At 56.8% G+C, this 17,109-nt stretch carries 11 protein-coding genes; 3 read left to right on the top strand and 8 right to left on the bottom strand.

All coding sequences use genetic code 11. From position 1 onward, the window contains the following. Window positions 1-430 precede the first annotated feature (430 nt). Entirely contained in the window at window positions 431-2,344 is a 1,914-nt protein-coding gene (locus tag NOM67_RS03895; protein WP_255933958.1) for an ATP-dependent DNA helicase RecQ, read from the bottom strand. 318 nt (window positions 2,345-2,662) lie between these two features. Here NOM67_RS03895 and sstT point away from each other — a divergent pair, with 318 nt between their 5' ends. Beyond that, window positions 2,663-3,913 carry a serine/threonine transporter SstT gene (sstT, locus tag NOM67_RS03890; protein WP_215807987.1) on the top strand — a complete coding sequence of 417 codons (1,251 nt, stop codon included), beginning with the start codon at window positions 2,663-2,665 and terminating at the stop codon, window positions 3,911-3,913. Window positions 3,914-4,278: 365 nt separating this feature from the next. On the opposite strand, the gene NOM67_RS03885 is transcribed toward sstT, so the two are convergent. The 3 genes from NOM67_RS03885 to pabB form a co-directional block, all read right to left on the bottom strand. After that, window positions 4,279-5,577: a serine/threonine transporter gene (locus NOM67_RS03885; RefSeq protein ID WP_255933949.1), complete on the bottom strand. Its 1,299-nt coding sequence runs from the start codon at window positions 5,575-5,577 to the stop codon at window positions 4,279-4,281. Between the two features lie 216 nt (window positions 5,578-5,793). Next, window positions 5,794-6,360 (bottom strand): CoA pyrophosphatase, encoded by a 567-nt coding sequence (locus tag NOM67_RS03880; protein WP_255933946.1) that lies wholly within the window; start codon window positions 6,358-6,360, stop codon window positions 5,794-5,796. Window positions 6,361-6,401: 41 nt separating this feature from the next. Continuing rightward, window positions 6,402-7,685 (bottom strand): aminodeoxychorismate synthase component I, encoded by a 1,284-nt coding sequence (gene pabB, locus NOM67_RS03875; protein ID WP_255933944.1) that lies wholly within the window; start codon window positions 7,683-7,685, stop codon window positions 6,402-6,404. 294 nt (window positions 7,686-7,979) lie between these two features. Here pabB and NOM67_RS03870 point away from each other — a divergent pair, with 294 nt between their 5' ends. Then, complete coding sequence (locus NOM67_RS03870) at window positions 7,980-9,506, top strand: fumarate hydratase (RefSeq protein ID WP_041207647.1); 1,527 nt, start codon at window positions 7,980-7,982, stop codon at window positions 9,504-9,506. Window positions 9,507-9,671: 165 nt separating this feature from the next. Here the strand turns inward: NOM67_RS03870 and NOM67_RS03865 are convergent, their stop codons facing one another. The 3 genes from NOM67_RS03865 to NOM67_RS03855 all read right to left on the bottom strand — a co-directional run bounded on the left by NOM67_RS03865 (window position 9,672) and on the right by NOM67_RS03855 (window position 13,140). After that, window positions 9,672-11,042, bottom strand: coding sequence for an L-serine ammonia-lyase (locus NOM67_RS03865; RefSeq protein WP_041207648.1), 1,371 nt, complete (start codon window positions 11,040-11,042; stop codon window positions 9,672-9,674). 275 nt (window positions 11,043-11,317) lie between these two features. Continuing rightward, window positions 11,318-12,703, bottom strand: a complete 1,386-nt coding sequence (locus NOM67_RS03860) for an L-serine ammonia-lyase (RefSeq protein ID WP_255933938.1) — start codon at window positions 12,701-12,703, stop codon at window positions 11,318-11,320. Between the two features lie 152 nt (window positions 12,704-12,855). Beyond that, window positions 12,856-13,140: a pyrimidine/purine nucleoside phosphorylase gene (locus NOM67_RS03855; protein WP_042030890.1), complete on the bottom strand. Its 285-nt coding sequence runs from the start codon at window positions 13,138-13,140 to the stop codon at window positions 12,856-12,858. Between the two features lie 268 nt (window positions 13,141-13,408). Here NOM67_RS03855 and NOM67_RS03850 point away from each other — a divergent pair, with 268 nt between their 5' ends. Continuing rightward, window positions 13,409-14,650, top strand: a complete 1,242-nt coding sequence (locus tag NOM67_RS03850; protein ID WP_255933936.1) for a dicarboxylate/amino acid:cation symporter — start codon at window positions 13,409-13,411, stop codon at window positions 14,648-14,650. A gap of 1,458 nt (window positions 14,651-16,108) precedes the next feature. On the opposite strand, the gene pfkA is transcribed toward NOM67_RS03850, so the two are convergent. Beyond that, entirely contained in the window at window positions 16,109-17,080 is a 972-nt protein-coding gene (gene pfkA, locus NOM67_RS03845; protein ID WP_041207654.1) for a 6-phosphofructokinase, read from the bottom strand. Between the last annotated feature and the right edge of the window lie 29 nt (window positions 17,081-17,109).

Here is a 17,109-nt window from a genome sequence, read left to right as displayed (position 1 = left end):
GGGTCAGTCAACAACACACCTATGTTACTGACTGTTAAATTATTTTTGCCACGATAGTGAGGTAAATGTCAAAGACATAAAAAATAAATGTTTATTGGAAAGTGGAAACTGCCGGCGTTGCCTGAAAGGTGAGCAGTAAAAGATGAGGCGGGGGTTGGTTTGCACAGATATGGATAAAAATGTCATTACGTTCACGTCAACGTAAATTCAAACAATTAGATTTTTAGCTCTAATTTTTACATTGACGCTACATTCTTGCTGCCCTAGATTGGCCATGTGTGAGCAGCGAGACGCTTTAGCAAGAGAGTGTATCGTGACCTCACCAAGCTCTGTTTAAGCACGTTTCCGTTGGCTTGACCCTCGCAATAGCGAGGGTCTTCTTTTTTCAGCTTGTGTGAGCCGTTGCGGGATGTAAGAGGTGTACGAATGGTCAGGTGTAGGCTTGCTCGACCGCCTGCAGCACGTCAGCAAATGGATGTTGTGCCAGCTGGCCGAAGCCGGCCAACGATCTTGCCTTGATTTTGCTGGTGAGCGGCGTGGCGATGCCGCACAGAAAGCGGGTGAGCATGCGTGCGTCCTGTGAGCCAGCCTTGGCGATGAGTGGATCGCACCAGGCGCGGATCCCTGCATGATTTGGCATAGTCTGCAGGGGCAGAGGAGGCAGTACAGCAACCTGGCCACGACAAACCGAGCAGTGACCACAGTGGGTCGGCGCCGCTTCATCTGCGAAATAGCGGGCGAGGCGGTGGCTCAGGCACTCATCCGAGGTGAAAAAGTCGAGCATGGCTTGCAGTCTGCCCAGCTCGCTTTGCTCTTTTTGCCGGAATAGAGCGTGCAGTACACTGGCCTGCGCAGCGGGTTCCCAGTCATGGCGGTTGATCCGGTAGACCTCGGTCATCTGCTTGCTCTCAAGCTCGATCCAGCCCTGTTGCTGCAGGTAGTCGAGGGCGGCGACCGCGCGTTGCCGCTCCCCCTGGTAACTCTGCCAGAGGGCATCGAAATCCATGGTGCACCAGCTGCGTGCCAGTGGCGCGCAGGCGAACAGCTGCTCCAGAAACTGACGTCGTTTCGGGTTGAAGCGGGCAAGAATGTCGCGCTTCTCCAGCACGAATTTGAAACGGTAGTCAGCGTAGTAGCTGTAGGCCGGCGTGATGATGCTCGCCATCTCCAGATAGACCAGCAGGGTTTTAAGCGGCAACTGGCGGATATTGGTATCGTTCGAGAGGCGCAGCAGGGTGAACTCCCACTCGGGTCCGCTTTGGCGGATCTGGCCGAGGAGTTGAACAATGGCGTTCAGATCGGGCGTATCGCCATAGACAAAGTTCTCCAGCACCGGCAGCTGACTCTGGTTGGCCAGCACGATGCAGCGTGATGGTTGGCCATCGCGCCCGGCGCGGCCAATCTCCTGGCTGTAGTTCTCGATGGACTTGGGCAGGTCATAGTGGATCACCTGGCGGATATCGGCCTTGTCGATCCCCATGCCAAACGCGATGGTGGCGACGATGCAATCCACCTTGCCGCTCATGAAGTCGAGCTGGATCTGGCTGCGCAGCGCCGCATCGAGCCCGGCATGGTAGGCTCGGGCGTTGATCCCCCGTCTGGCCAGCACTTCGGCGCACTCCTCTGCCGTATGTTGCAGGGTGACATAGACGATGGTCGGTGCCCCTTGAGATTGTGCCAGCGTCTGACAGAGCCATTCGCTGCGTGCCCCCGGCAGCATCGGGATGACCGACAAGTCGAGGTTGGGTCGGTAGAAACCAGTAACGACCACCCCTTGCGGCTCAATGGCGAACTTGGCTTGCATGTCGCCAATAACGGCTGGAGTCGCGGTGGCTGTCAGCAGCAACACCTGCGGGATCTGCAACTCTTGGCGGTAGTCCGGTAGTTTGAGGTAGTCGGGGCGAAAGTTGTGTCCCCACTCCGAGATACAGTGCGCCTCATCGACGACCAGCAGCGAGAGCGGCACCTGCTGGATGAAGCGGCGAAAGCGCTCGTTCTTGAGGCGTTCCACCGAGATCATCAGGATCTTGAGCTGGCCAGCCAGCGCCTGTTGCATCACCTGTCGGCTCTCTTCCGGACTCTGGCTCGAGTCGAGAGTGGCTGCGCTGATCTCCTTGCTTTTAAGGAAGGCGAGCTGATCGTGCATCAACGCAATCAGGGGCGAGATCACCAGCGTCAGGTGGGGCAGGGCAAGGGCGGGCAGCTGATAGCAGAGGGATTTGCCAGAGCCGGTGGGGAAGATGGCAATAGCACTCTGGCCAGCCACGATCCGGTTGATGACCGCCTCCTGGCCAGGCCGGAGACTGGAGAAACCGAAGTGTCGGGTCAGAAGGGAGGGGATCATGGCAAGGCTCCGCAGCAAATGGAGGATGATACCACAGTTGGCCATTCGCCCGGGTGTTGATAAAACGAACAAAAATGGATGGTTACTCTGTTGTTGTGTTTTTGTTGTGGTCATTTGTGCCGGATACTGGATATTTTTTGGTAGGTCTCTGGAAAAAAGCAGTGGTGAATGGGATATTTCGTCATGCAATCCGGTGACCGGTGGATCGGCCCGACAGAAGGCTGGCCGCAGGCAACCCGTCAGAACGGAATCATGCTGACGGGAGGGTTGCAGACAGGACTCATGAATCGAGCACTACGGTGCCTAGGGACTTTTTTGATGACACAACAACACCCCCTCCTTCGGCTGGTCAATAGCACCAGTCTGGTCAGCCAGATCCTGGTTGGTCTGGTTTTCGGTATCTTGCTGGCGATGTTTGCTCCCGAGTGGGCCAAAACGGCAGGTCTGCTTGGCAGCCTGTTTGTGGGCGCACTGAAAGCGGTGGCACCGCTGCTGGTATTTGTACTGGTCATGGCTGCCATCATTGGTCACAAGCAGGGTCAGAAGACCAACATGCGACCGATTTTGCTGCTCTATCTGTTTGGCACCTTCTCTGCGGCCGTGGTCGCGGTGATTGCCAGCTTCCTCTTCCCCTCCGATCTGCATCTGGTGGCCAATACGGCCGAGATCACTCCGCCGGGCGGCATCACCGAGGTGTTGCAGACCCTGCTGTTCAACGTGGTAACCAACCCGGTGAAGGCGCTGATGGATGCCAACTATATCGGCATTCTGGCGTGGGCTATTGGTCTGGGCATCGCCATGCGCCATGCCAACGAGAGCACCAAGGCGCTGATCACCGATTTGTCCCACGGCGTCTCGGCCATCGTGAAAGCGGTGATCCGCTGCGCGCCGCTCGGGATCCTGGGTCTGGTCGCCTCCACCCTGGCGGAAACCGGCTTTGACGCCCTGTTTGGCTATGCCCAACTGCTGGTGGTGTTGATCGGTTCCATGCTCTTTATCGCCTTCGTGGTCAACCCGCTGATCGTATTTTGGAAGATCAAGCGTAACCCCTATCCGCTGGTGCTGACTTGCCTGAAAGAGAGTGGTGTGACCGCCTTCTTTACCCGCAGCTCTGCGGCCAATATCCCGGTCAACATGGCGCTGTGTGAAAAACTGCGTCTGCCGGAGGATACCTATGCGGTCTCCATTCCGCTGGGGGCCACCATTAACATGGCGGGTGCTGCCATAACCATTACTGTGCTCTCCATGGCGGCGGTGCATACCTTAGGGATGGAAGTTGATCTGGCAACGGCGGTGCTGCTCTCCGTGGTCGCCACCATCAGTGCCTGTGGCGCGTCCGGTGTAGCCGGTGGCTCCCTGCTGCTGATCCCGCTCGCCTGCAGCCTGTTTGGTATCGGCAACGATATCGCCATGCAAGTGGTAGCCGTCGGCTTTATCATCGGCGTACTGCAGGATTCTGCCGAGACTGCACTTAACAGCTCTACCGACGTGCTCTTCACCGCTGCGGCCTGCATGGCCGAAGATGAAACCCTGCTGGAACCTGCCGCACTCCCCAGCAGCGAGGCCTGATTTCAGCTTCGCTGGTTAATGCTGTTTTTTGGCGCCCTCTTCGGAGGGCGCTTTTTATTGCCTCGATTTTGCCTTGTTTCGTGGGTATTGCCCAACTATGCAGGGGCTTGGCAAATAGATAGGCAGACAGTCAGAAGGCTGTTGCGTAGTGACGGGTTGGGATGTGTTTACCCCACAGGGCGAGATAAAAACGGGTTCTCATGATGTGAGAGGAGGGCTGTGATGGCACAGATATGCAGTAGTGCAGGGAGCTTGGTTAACCGGGGCAACTGAGTAAAGGAGCTGGTATTTCCAGAGAAGAACGCAAAATGACGCAATAAAAAAACCAGCCGTTGCCGGCTGGTTTTTGACTATCGGTGGCGGGATTAACCGACCAGCTGATAGAGGATGGCGGAGATGGCAGTCAGGCCCATCACAGTCACGAAGACGTTGCTGATGTGACCCTGATATTTCGCCATGGCCGAGACGCGCTTGATGGCGTACATCGGCATGATGAACAGGATGGTCGCGATGATTGGGCCGCCCAGTGATTCGATCATGCCCAGGATGGAGGGGTTGGCAATGGCAGTGCCCCACAGGGTCAGGATGAAGAAGGCGATGATGAACATCTCGACTTTCTTGGCGTTCGGCTCTTTGCCGGATTTGCGCATGTTCTGCACGATCATCCCTTTCAGACCTTCACGGGCACCCAGATAGTGGCCGAAGAAGGAGGAGACGATGGCGACGAACGCAACCAGCGGACCGAAGTAGGAGATGATGGGGCTCGCATGCTGGTTGGCCAGATAGGAGAGCACGGCGATGTTCTGGGCTTTGGCTTCAGCCAGCTGAGCCGGTGTCAGGCTCATCACGCAGGAGAAGACGAAGAACATCACGAAACCCAGCAGCACCATGGCGGTACGCTTGAGGATGGCATCGGCTTTCTCGACGGCGTGCTCACCGTGGTCGCGGCGCTGGGCCAGCGAGAAGCTGGAGATGGCCGGGCTGTGGTTGAAGGAGAAGACCAGCACCGGGATGGTCAACCATAGAGTGACGGCGAAATCCTTGGCAGAAGGCACTTGCTCCAGAGCGGCACCAGTCCAGTCCGGGATCAGGTAGAGGGAGATACCGGCCAGGATGGCGATCAGCGGGTAGACCAGTACTTCGGTCACTTTCAACATCAACTTCTCGCCAGCCAGCATCACGGACATCATGCCCATGATCAGCACGATGGAGAGGATCCAGCGCGGCGGTGCACTCATCTGCAGCTGGTTGACCATGAAGCTTTCCACGGTGTTGGTGATACCCACGCCGTAGATCAGCACGATGGGGTAGATCGCGAAGAAGTAGAGCAGGGTGATCAGCTTGCCTGCACCGGCACCAAAGTGCTCTTCTACCACCTCGGTGATATCCGCATTGGGCTTTTTGGAGGAGAGAACGAAACGGGCCAGGCCACGGTGAGCCAGGTAGGTCATCGGGCCAACCAGCAGCGCCATCACCACCAGTGGCCAGAAGCCGCCCATGCCTGCGTTGATCGGCAGGAACAGGATGCCTGCGCCAACAGCGGTACCAAACAGGCTGATAACCCAGGTTGAATCTTGTTTTGTCCAGCCTTTACTCTTGGCGAAGCTTGTTCCTTGCTCCTTTACGGTCGCGACATCCTGTGCGCCAGTGACAGTATTTGACATCTATCTCACCCCGAATTGTGGTTCTTATTAAGTCGGCGGCAAGGATACGGTTTTTTTAATCAAAAATGTTGATCAAATTCATCTTTAACAGACGAAAACCCCGAGTTTCTTATAGAAACGTGATCAAAACAGTAAAAAATCAATTTTTGTTTATCATTTGGCACGCTAGTTTAATGTTAATGATTAAATTCCGCCCCGCTAAAAGTTGTCAAATTGTTATTTCTCGAGGTGCTGGGCCAGCTGACAGATCATGCTGGCTGTGGCACCCCAGATGTAGTGCTGTTGCCAGGGGATCCAGTAGACGGTGTGCTGTTTGCCCGCCCGATAAAAGGTGAGGGCGATATGATTGCGGCGATCGAGCAGGTGGTTTAACGGTACCTCAAAGGCATGCTCCACCTCATCTGCACTCAATTCGAGGGGGTAGTCGGCATCGAGCAGAGCCAGTACCGGCAGCACCTCAAAGCGCGAGATGGTATTGAGCGGATTAAGGGTGCCGATCACCTGCACGAGATGAGAGGGGATGCCGAGCTCCTCTCTGGTCTCCCGCAGCGCGGTGGCGATGAGATCCTGATCATCGGGGTCCTGACGCCCGCCTGGAAAGCTTATTTGCCCGGCATGATGGCGCAGCCGGGCGCTGCGGCGGGTGAGCAGCAGGTGCAGGCCGTCGTGGCGCTCCACGACAGGCACAAGCACAGCCGCCGGGCTTAGGCCGGCGATAGCGAGGCGATGGGCAGGCGCCGGCCGTTGCAGGGAGAAACGGGTCAGCAGTTCGTTGCGATCCATGGCGTAACGTGATTCCGTGGCAGTTTATCTGGGGCTCTGGCTCACAGTGCTGTGAGCAGGGGCAGAATGCGGGCGACCTTGTCATAGGTCTCCTGATATTCGCTGTCGGCGTCGGAGTCGGCGATGATGCCACCACCGGCCCAGCAGTGCAGACGGCCCGCTTCGGCAATCAGGGTGCGAATACAGATGCTGGTGTCCATCCGGCCATGCTGGCTGAGGTAGCCGATGCTGCCGCAGTAGGCATTGCGTCGCTGGGGCTCCAGCTCCTCGATGATCTCCATGGCGCGGATCTTGGGCGCACCGGTGATGGAGCCACCCGGGAAGCAGGCACGCAGCAGATCGACTCCTTGCCAGCGATTATCGAGCTCGCCATGAATGGTGGAGACCAGATGGTGCACTGCCGGAAAGGACTCTACCGCAAAGAGGTGAGGGACGCTGACCGAGCCCGGCCTGCTCACCCGCCCGATATCGTTGCGCAGTAGATCCACGATCATCAGATTCTCTGATCTGTCCTTGTCAGCCTGTGACAGCTCTTGGGCTATATCCCGATCAATGACTGGATCAGGATGGCGCGGACGGGTGCCCTTGATGGGCTTGGTCTCGATATGGCGACCATCGAGCAGCAAGAAACGCTCGGGGGAGAGGCTCAAAATAGCGCTGTCCGGCAAGCGCAAAAAGGCGGAGAAAGGTGCCTTGTTGGCCGCCGCCAGTGTGCAGTAAGCCTGCCACTCATCGCCCTGATAGGGGGCACTGAAGCGCTGGGTCAGGTTGATTTGGTAGCAATCCCCAGCTGCGAGGTACTCCTGAATGCGGGCAAACTTCTCGCCATAAGCTTCCCGGCTCATGTTGCTTTGCCAGCTGCCTTGCAGGTGGAAAGGCGGTGCCGGTTCGGCAACTTGCTGCTCGAGCCAGGCGATACGCCTAGCAAGACCCGCTTCATCTCCCCAGTGCACCAGTTGCCAGACGCCGGTCTCGACGCTGCGCAGCAGCGCCCAGTCATAGATCCCCACCGCCATGTCGGGCACCTTGATATCGGCGGCAGCCTGACTTGGCAGCTGTTCAAAGTGGCGGCCCAGATCGTAGCCAAACAGCCCGAGCGCTCCGCCTATAAAGGGCAGTTTGCTGTCGTGTGCGACCGGTTGGCCAAGCAGTTGCTGCTGAAGTTCGGCCAGCAGGGTGAGGGGGTCGCCATGATGCTCTTTTTCTATATTGCTGCTGCGCACCGTGGTGAGCTGGCCGCAGGTTTGGAGAGTGGCCAGCGGATCGGCGGTGATGATGTCGAAGCCATTGTCGGCACCAAGTGGCCCGGCTGACTCCAGCAGCATGGCCCACGGCTGATGTTGCAGCCGTGCAAATAGCGCGTGGAGAGGTGTGTGATGATCTGGATAATGGATATGCAGTGATGGCGACATTTTATGTTACACAGGCAACAGTTTGATTCCCGAACCCTAGTCGGTGCTGGTGGGCAAGCGTATCATAGGTGTCGGTGACTAAAGAAAAAACTGCTGTGCTTCAGGTTTTTTGCTGACCGATAGTGTTTGGTTTGCGCCTCTGTACAGCCATCATATGGAAGCCCTTGTCCATCGCCTCCGTGCGATGCAAGGACCAGTGAGGATGATATGAGCATTATAAAAAAACAGGATTTTATCGACTCCATCGCAGATGCCCTCCAGTACATCTCCTATTACCACCCGCTGGATTTTGTCCAGGCCGCCAAAGCTGCTTATGAGCGGGAAGCCAACCCCGCAGCCAAGGATGCGCTGGCCCAGATCCTGATCAACTCACGCATGTCTGCCGAAGGCCACCGTCCGCTCTGTCAGGATACCGGCATCGTCACCTGCTTTGTGAAGATCGGCATGCAGGTGCAGTGGGACAGCGACATGACAGTGCAGGAGATGGTGGATGAAGGCACTCGCCGTGCCTACACCAATCCGGACAACCCGCTGCGCGCCTCGGTGCTGGCCGACCCGGCCGGCAGCCGCAAAAACACCAAAGACAACGCCCCGGCGGTCGTCCATATCGACATGATCCCGGGCGACAAGGTCGAGGTGAGCATCGCCGCCAAGGGCGGTGGTTCCGAGAACAAATCCAAAATGGTCATGCTCAATCCCTCCGATGATATCGTCGAGTGGGTGCTGAAAACCGTGCCGACCATGGGCGCGGGCTGGTGCCCGCCCGGCATGCTCGGCATCGGCATCGGCGGTACTGCCGAGAAGGCTGCCGTGCTGGCCAAAGAGGCGCTGATGGAGCACATCGACATTCAGGAGTTGATCGCCCGTGGCCCGCAAACCACTGAAGAGAAGCTGCGCGTCGAGCTCTACGACAAGGTCAACAAGCTGGGGATCGGTGCCCAGGGTCTGGGCGGCCTCACTACCGTGCTGGATGTGAAGGTGAAATCCGCGCCGACTCACGCTGCCTCCAAGCCGGTGGTGATGATCCCCAACTGCGCCGCGACCCGTCACGTTCACTTTGAACTCGATGGTTCAGGCCCCGCCGAGCTGACGCCGCCGAAACTGAGCGACTGGCCGGAGATCACCCGTGAAGCGGGTGGCAACGTGCGCCGTGTCAACGTCGACGGCATCACCAAGGCCGAGCTGGCCAGCTGGAAGAGCGGTGATACCGTTCTGCTGTCAGGCAAGATCCTTACCGGCCGCGATGCTGCCCACAAGCGTATCGCCGATATGCTGGCCCGTGGCGAAGGGCTGCCGGAAGGGGTCGATTTCACCAACCGCTTTATCTATTACGTTGGCCCGGTCGATGCGGTGCGCGACGAAGTGGTCGGCCCGGCAGGTCCCACCACCTCCACCCGGATGGACAAGTTCACCGACATGATGCTGGGTGAAACCGGCCTGATCGGCATGATCGGCAAGTCCGAGCGCGGCCCGAAAACCGTCGAGAGCATCAAGCAGCACAAGGCTGTCTATCTGATGGCCGTTGGTGGCGCCGCCTATCTGGTGGCCAAGGCGATCAAGAAAGCCCGCGTGGTGGCCTTTGCCGATCTCGGCATGGAAGCGATCTACGAGTTTGAAGTGGAAGATATGCCGGTGACCGTAGCGGTCGATTCCGAAGGCAACAATATCCACGAAACCGGCCCGGCCTACTGGTCTGCCAAGATTGCCGAACTGGATGGCAAACTCTCCTCCTGATCCGGCGTGCGGCCCTGGTGCCGTGATTGGCTGGATAGCGCAGATAAAAAAGGATGGCCGCAAGGCCATCCTTTTTGTTATCCACTCTTCCAGTGACGAAGTGCCGGAACCGGTAAAAAGAAAAAGGCGGGATAACCCGCCTTTTGTCGTCATGCCAGTGGCTGCTTAGTCGCAGGCAACCTGCATCACCTTGATGGCCAGACCGCCACGGGAGGTTTCACGGTACTTGGAGTCCATGTCCTTGCCGGTGACGTACATGGTGTCGATCACCTTGTCCAGCGAGACGCGCGGCTTGGAGGTACGACGCAGGGCCATACGGGAGGCGTTGACCGCCTTCATGGCTGCGATGGCGTTACGCTCGATACAGGGCACCTGAACCTGGCCGGCAACCGGGTCACAGGTCAGACCCAAGTTGTGCTCCATACCGATTTCAGCGGCTTCGCAGACGTGCTCAGGGCTACCGCCCATCAGCTCGGTCAGGCCGGCAGCGGCCATGGAGCAGGAGACACCCACTTCACCCTGGCAGCCCACTTCGGCGCCGGAGATGGAGGCGTTCATCTTGTAGAGGATGCCGACGGCACCGGCAGCCAGATAGAAACGGGTGTACTCGTCGCGGCCAACCGGCTGGATGAACTTGTCGTAGTAGGCCAGTACGGCCGGGATGATACCGGCAGCGCCGTTGGTCGGGGCGGTGACTACGCGGCCACCGGCAGCGTTCTCTTCACTCACGGCCAGAGCGAACATGTTGACCCAGTCAACGATGTTCATCGGGTCGCTCGAGAGATTCTCGTTGGTGTTGAGCTGACGGTAGAGCGGAGCCGCACGACGGGGCACGCGCAGCGGGCCGGAGAGGACGCCTTCGGTACGGCAGCCCCGCTCGATACCTTCACGCATGGTGTTCCAGATCTTGCCGAACTTCTTGTAGATCTCTTCCGGGGTGTTGAAGCACTTCTCGTTTTCCATCATCAGGGCAGAGATGGAGAGACCGGTCTGGCTGCAGTGGGCAACCAGCTCGGCGGCGCTCTTGAACGGATAACGTACGGACATGTCGCCGCTGTCAGCCTTGCCGAAGTTCTCTTCGTCAACGATGAAACCGCCACCGATGGAGTAGTAGGTCTTGCTGTAGACCACTTCATCTTCGATCAAAGCAGTCAGCTTCATGCCGTTTTCGTGCAGCGGCAGGGCTTCGTCGTGGAATACCATGGCATCGCGCGGGAAGCTGACGGTGTGGCAGTGCAGGCCGATCGGCAGGCGCTCGGTCTGCTCTACGCGGGAGATAAATTCAGGGATGGCATCGATATCGACGTTTTCCGGCAGGTTGCCGGCCAGGCCCATGATGATGGCGGTGTCGGTGTGGTGGCCTTTACCGGTCCAGGAGAGGGAGCCGTAGACATCGACATTGATGCGGGTGATATCGCGGATCTTGCCGCCTGCGCGCAGTTCGTCAACAAACTGTTTGGCTGCTTTCATCGGGCCAACAGTGTGGGAAGAAGAGGGGCCTACACCGATTTTGAAGATATCAAAAACGCTGATCATGTCACTATTACCTCAGGGTAGAAGGGGGCGGCATGCCCACTCACAGAAATTTGGGAGATCCATGGAACGCGCTGGTTTGCGCAGGTCACTGAACCAGATAACCGTAGTGTAACGGCTCGCGACCTAAAAAAAGTTGAAATAGATCTATTTTTGTTGAGTTTGAGACGCGAGTATAAAATTTATTTTGGTGCTTATCCATTTTGTTAAGCGTTTGCCCATAAAAATACCCGGCGATGCCGGGCATTTCGGAACCAAATGGAGTCAATTGCCGTTTTTTAACATTCGGTAATGTTAACGGCGAGGCCGCCGCGGGCCGTCTCCTTGTATTTGGTCTTCATATCGTTGCCGGTCTCCCACATGGTTTTGATCACCTTGTCGAGCGACACCTTGTGCTCACCGGTGCCGCGCAGGGCAAGACGGGCGGCATTGATCGCTTTCACTGCGCCCATGGCGTTGCGCTCGATGCAGGGCACCTGTACCAGCCCGCCGATGGGATCGCAGGTGAGCCCGAGGTTGTGCTCCATGCCGATCTCGGCAGCGTTCTCCACCATGGCCGGGCTGCCACCCAGCAGTTCGGTCAGCGCGCCGGCCGCCATGGAGCAGGCCACGCCCACTTCACCCTGACAGCCCACTTCCGCTCCCGACAGAGAGGCGTTCTTCTTGTACAAGATGCCGATCGCTGCTGCGGTGAGGAAAAAGCGCACCAGCTCGTCGTCATCGACCTTGTGGACGAAGCGATCATAGTAGTGCAGCACCGCCGGAATGATGCCAGAGGCGCCGTTGGTGGGGGCGGTGACCACTCGTCCGCCCGCCGCATTCTCTTCGTTGACGGCCAGCGCAAACAGATCGACCCACTCCATCACCATCAGGGGATCCTTGTTGAAGTTGGTTTCGCAGCTGAGCTGGCGAAACAGCCCCGGGGCGCGGCGTCGTACCTTGAGCCCTCCCGGCAGTACCCCTTCGCTCTTGCAGCCCCGCTCGACGCAACCCTGCATCGCCTGCCAGATCCTGCGAAGACCGCTCTTTATCTGCTCGTCGCTGCGAAAGACCCGCTCGTTGGCCAGAATGATGCCGGAGATGGAGAGACCGCTCTCCTGACAGTGTGCCAGCAACTGGGCGCCGCTCTCGAAGGGGTAGGGGATGGGATGCTCGCTATCCGCTCTGGCTGCTTCCTCCTTGGCGGTGGCGAAGTGGCTCTCTTCGATGATGAAGCCGCCGCCAATCGAGTAGTAGGTCTGGCTGAAGCGCAGGTTCTCATCTTCGCCAAAGGCGCGCAGAGTCATGCCGTTGGTGTGGGCTGGCAGGGTTTTACGGCGGTTGAAGATGATGGCACCGGTGCGTGGAAAATGGCTTGGCTGTTCGCCTGCCAGCGGCAGGCTCTGCTCCTTTTCCACTTGCGCCAGAATGGCGGGGATGGCATCGATATCGACCGATTCCGGTTCAAAGCCCGACAGCCCCAGAATGATCGCCTTGCCGGTACCGTGTCCCTTGCCGGTCTGACCCAGCGAGCCGTAACACTCCACTTCGACTCGTGCAGTATGAGGCAGATGGCCATGGAGCTTGAGCTGCTGCACAAAGGCATAAGAGGCGCGCATGGGACCGACTGTATGGGAAGAGGAGGGGCCGATACCGATAGAGAAAAGGTCAAACACACTGATCATGACACCACTCCGGTGATGGTTTATGTCTGTTTATTCTAGGATTTTTGCCATGGATGAAAAGCGGGGATGTGCCGCGCTGTGACATGGGTAGAGATATGAAGAGCAGGAGGGGGAGAGAGGGCTGAAGGGATGAGCCCCTTCAGCCGGGCTGATCAGTCGAGAAATTCACACAGGTAGGCGGTGGGGGTAGTCACCTCCAGTTTGAAGGAGGAGTGGCCCGCAACCAGGAAGGATTCACCCTGGCTGTAGGTGTGCCACTCATCTTCATCTGCCAGCTGGATGGTCAGGGCACCCTTGATCACCGTCATCCGCTCGGGGGCTGCGGTATTGAACAGGTATTCACCGACGTTCATGACGCCGACAGTAGATTTCTCGCCTTTTTGCTCAAAACCGATGGATTTTACATTTCCGTCAAAATATTCGTTAACTTTCAGCATCTTTACATCCTTGTATGTTCGGTTGTGCAGCCAAGCTAGCACAACATTTTGCCAATTGTCATTGGGCTGACTGCAAAAAACGCAACCAAAGGGTGGGAAATGCGCTTTTTAGAAAATTATTAATAGCTTCTGTTAACGATTTGTCGATTTCAAACAGCAATGAAATATGCGATAACACGCCGCAGCAGGGGAATGTGCAGGAGCTCATTCCCCTGTCTGGTTTATTGCACTGGGAAAGTGCGAATGTAGCTACATAAAGGAAAGTACTGTGTTGACTAAAGGACTCATAAAAAATATCGGCTTCCAGGTTGTGGTGGCCATGGTACTGGGGGCAGTGGTAGGGGTGCTCATGGGTGAGCAGGCCACCATCTTTGCCCCACTCGGTACCCTCTTTATCCAGCTCATCAAGATGCTGGTGATCCCGCTGGTGGCGGTTGCCATCCTCTCCGGCGCCGCCAATCTGGGTGCAAGCCCGGCAGCGGGCAAGATAGGGGTGGCCACGCTGGCCTTCTTCCTTGTCACTTCGGCACTGGCCGTGTTGCTGGCACTGGTGATGGGACAGATCTTCAAGCCGGGTGTCGGTGTCGATTTTGGCTCTGTCTCCTCCATGTTTGGCGGTGATTATGCAGATAAAGGGGCGCTGCCGGATGCTGTCGCAACCCTGCTTGGCATGATCCCGACCAACGTATTCCAGTCCCTCAACGAGGCGAACATTCTGCAGATCCTGGTGTTCTGCATGTTCCTCGGCATTGCGCTGGCCAAACAGCCGCGCGAGCGGGCCAAGCCGTTGGTCGATGGCCTCAATACGTTGGTGGATGCCTTTGTCTGGATGATCAACAAGGTAATGATCATTGCGCCGCTCGGGGTATTCGGTCTGATGGCTGATGCCATCGGCACCTATGGCTTCGATGTGCTGACGCTGGTGCTCAAGCTGTTTGTGGTCTATGTTGCCGCGATTTTGATCTTCGGCTTTGTGGTCTACCCGCTGCTGGTGGCGCTCTTCTCCGACACGCCGGTGATGACCTATATCTCGGCGATGAAGAAGCCGCAGATCGTGGCCTTCTCCACCGCCTCCTCCATGGCGACCCTGCCGGTCAATATGGAGACCTGCGAGCAGGATCTGAAGGTGACCAATGCGACGGCCGCTTTTGTGCTGCCGCTGGGGGCCACCATCAATATGAGCGGCAACGCCATCTATTACGGGCTGGTCGCCATCTTCTTTGCGCAGGTTTACAACATTGATCTGAGCGTTGGTGCCTGGGCTGCCATCATAGTGACGGCCACCCTGGGCGCGATTGGTCAGGCCGGTGTACCGGGCCCAAGCTTCCTGGTGGTGGCGGTGCTGCTGGCGGCAGGGATCCCCATCGAAGGATTGCCGCTGCTGTTCGCGCTGGATCGTCTGTTCGACATGATCCGGACTTCCCTCAATATCACCGGCGACGCAGCCTGCGCCGTGATCGTTGATCGCTTCAGCCCGGAGTATGACCCGCAGCGCTGGAACAAGGCATAAGCGGGATTAACCTTCTGGTTATGCCAAAAGCCTCCACCTTCGGGTGGGGGCTTTTTTGTGCCCGCTGGTTACAGAAAAAAAGGATTGGTCTGAACAAACAGCAAAGCGGTAGAAGAGGAAGAAAGGATAAGGAGAGAGCAAAGGTGTTGTCAGACGGCAGGTAGCAAAAAGGGGAGCTTGGCTCCCCCGAGGATGGTCTGACGTTGGCTCAGTCAGAGGTGTGGTTAAACAAGCAACCACAACAGCTTGAAATCATATCCATGTTGACCATTTCGGCACTGATGGCTGAAAACGCCAGTTTGTGGCGATTAAAGCGTCATGCCAGAGAGGCTCGTTCCCGATTGATGCCTCTCTATCCGACTCAGAGCTGTGACAGCGAGGGCAGAGAGACAGCAACCAGGGTGAAAAACACGGTAAAAACAGCGGTAACAACAAACTCTTTCATCTTTTTTCTCCCCAGGTTGTTGGTTGATGAGGTCAAGATACCATAACAGGAGCTTAAAACAAGGGTTTGGTTGATAAAATTGAGCTTTGTGTTCTTCGTGATGATGAAGACTCTGTTTTTGCAATCTTGTGGCTATTTTATCCTCTATGTTTGAGGTGCTGGTTGTTTTAATGGGGATTATATATTAAAAGTCCTTTATTTTCAGTGTTTTAGTTAAGTGAATGGAATCTGAATTCGGGGTTTTGAATGGAGCCATTAATTGGTTTTACATTTTTTGTTGGGCTAGGCAGCCATTTTTAGCGTCAAAAAATGGCTGTGAATCTGGTTTTACCGCTTCTGGCGAAGATAATCCCCCTCTGAAAGAGAGTAATGCCGGTATCGGCATGCAATCCAGCGCCATGGTTAGGGTTTTATCACGATCTTCTGTTCATGGATCTGCATAAATAGCCCTGCTTTTAGCGATGTAGCCGGATCTGAGAGAGAAAAAATGCAGAGGTAGCCCGTTTTTTAGCCTCTGACTATGGATGAGATAGCGTGATTGATATTGGTTGGTGCAATAGTGGCTTGGGAAGCGGTTTTTCCCTCAAGGGGAGAAGTTGCAACCTGCAGGGGGGGGGAGCGAGATAGGCCCCCGATCTGCGACTGCCTATATCTGTAGCCAATGTTGAGCCCCGTCGGTGCGGATTAGAGATAACGCATCGCCTAACAGGAGCACTAGAGGACAACAGTAACAGTGGGGGAATAAGAGAGAGCGGATGAGATGATAAAGAGATGATGCTGGGCAAGTTGTCGGTACGACTGCAACGGTGGGTTAATTGGCCGAGCTGAAGCGCAACCTCAACCCGGTCTCATATACACGTTGCTTTCATATCGCAGTTGGCGGGCCTGCCTGATGACATTGCCAAATATACTGACTCCAATCCATTTTCTGGGCACCACGGTGAGTGACGGCTAGAAATAGAAAAACCCTCCGGATGGAGGGTTTTTGCATAACCAGCTTGTTCCGGCAGTGCTTAGAACAGGGTGGTGGAGAGGTTGTAAAGCTCCTGATCGAACGGACGCTTCATGTTCTCGATGCAGTCGATGATGTCGTGGTGTACCAGCTCGTTGCGCTGGATACCGACGCAGCGACCACCGTGACCAGCCAGCAGCTGCTCAACGGCATAAGCACCCATACGGCTGGACATGATGCGGTCACGGGCAGTCGGGGCTCCGCCACGCTGGATGTGGCCCAGGATGGTGGCGCGGGTTTCACGACCGGTCAGGGCTTCGATATCTTTGGCCAGCGCGTTCACGTCGGTAACGTGCTCGCAGATAGTGATAATGGCGTGCTTCTTGCCCTTGGCTTCGCCTTCCTTGATCTGCTTGAGCAGCTTCTCTTTGTCGAAGGCTACTTCCGGCACGATCACATACTCGGCACCACCAGCAACGGCGGCAGACATGGCCAGATCGCCACAGTGACGACCCATGATCTCGACCACGGAGATACGGTGGTGGGAGCTGCAGGTATCGCGCAGGCGGTCGATGGCGTCAACCACCACGTTCAGGGCGGTATCAAAGCCGATGGTGAAGTCGGTACCGGCGATGTCGTTGTCGATGGTGCCCGGCAGGCCGATGCAGGGGAAACCCTCTTCGGTCAGCTTCTTGGCACCCATGTAGGAGCCGTCACCACCGATGACGACCAGCGCATCGATACCGTGCTTTTTCAGGTTCTCGATCGCTTCGGCGCGCACTGCGGGGTCTTTGAAAGCAGGGAAACGGGCGGAGCCGAGGAAAGTACCACCACGGTTGACCACGTCAGAGACGCTGTGACGCTCCAGCTTGACGATGCGATCCTGGTGCAGACCGAGGTAGCCATCATAAATACCGTAAACTTCCAGGCCGTAATGCAGACCGGCGCGAACCACAGCGCGGATGGCTGCGTTCATACCCGGCGCGTCGCCACCACTGGTCAGAACACCAATACGTTTGATTTGTTTGGTCATGAGTGCCTCTGGATCTGAGTTGTCAAATA

The sequence above is a fragment of the Aeromonas sp. SG16 genome, from assembly GCF_024436135.1.
Taxonomy (GTDB): domain Bacteria; phylum Pseudomonadota; class Gammaproteobacteria; order Enterobacterales; family Aeromonadaceae; genus Aeromonas; species Aeromonas jandaei.
The sequence above is the reverse complement of the archived record's forward strand: the minus strand, read 5'-3'. Positions and strand labels throughout refer to the sequence as shown.

What these genes read in the sequence shown, in the direction of transcription:
- NOM67_RS03895 (WP_255933958.1), bottom strand. Translation starts at nt 2,344, where the DNA reads ATGATCCCCTCCCTTCTGACCCGACACTTCGGTTTCTCCAGTCTCCGG.
- sstT (WP_215807987.1), top strand. Translation starts at nt 2,663, where the DNA reads ATGACACAACAACACCCCCTCCTTCGGCTGGTCAATAGCACCAGTCTG.
- NOM67_RS03885 (WP_255933949.1), bottom strand. Translation starts at nt 5,577, where the DNA reads ATGTCAAATACTGTCACTGGCGCACAGGATGTCGCGACCGTAAAGGAG.
- NOM67_RS03880 (WP_255933946.1), bottom strand. Translation starts at nt 6,360, where the DNA reads ATGGATCGCAACGAACTGCTGACCCGTTTCTCCCTGCAACGGCCGGCG.
- pabB (WP_255933944.1), bottom strand. Translation starts at nt 7,685, where the DNA reads ATGCTGCTGGAGTCAGCCGGGCCACTTGGTGCCGACAATGGCTTCGAC.
- NOM67_RS03870 (WP_041207647.1), top strand. Translation starts at nt 7,980, where the DNA reads ATGAGCATTATAAAAAAACAGGATTTTATCGACTCCATCGCAGATGCC.
- NOM67_RS03865 (WP_041207648.1), bottom strand. Translation starts at nt 11,042, where the DNA reads ATGATCAGCGTTTTTGATATCTTCAAAATCGGTGTAGGCCCCTCTTCT.
- NOM67_RS03860 (WP_255933938.1), bottom strand. Translation starts at nt 12,703, where the DNA reads ATGATCAGTGTGTTTGACCTTTTCTCTATCGGTATCGGCCCCTCCTCT.
- NOM67_RS03855 (WP_042030890.1), bottom strand. Translation starts at nt 13,140, where the DNA reads ATGCTGAAAGTTAACGAATATTTTGACGGAAATGTAAAATCCATCGGT.
- pfkA (WP_041207654.1), bottom strand. Translation starts at nt 17,080, where the DNA reads ATGACCAAACAAATCAAACGTATTGGTGTTCTGACCAGTGGTGGCGAC.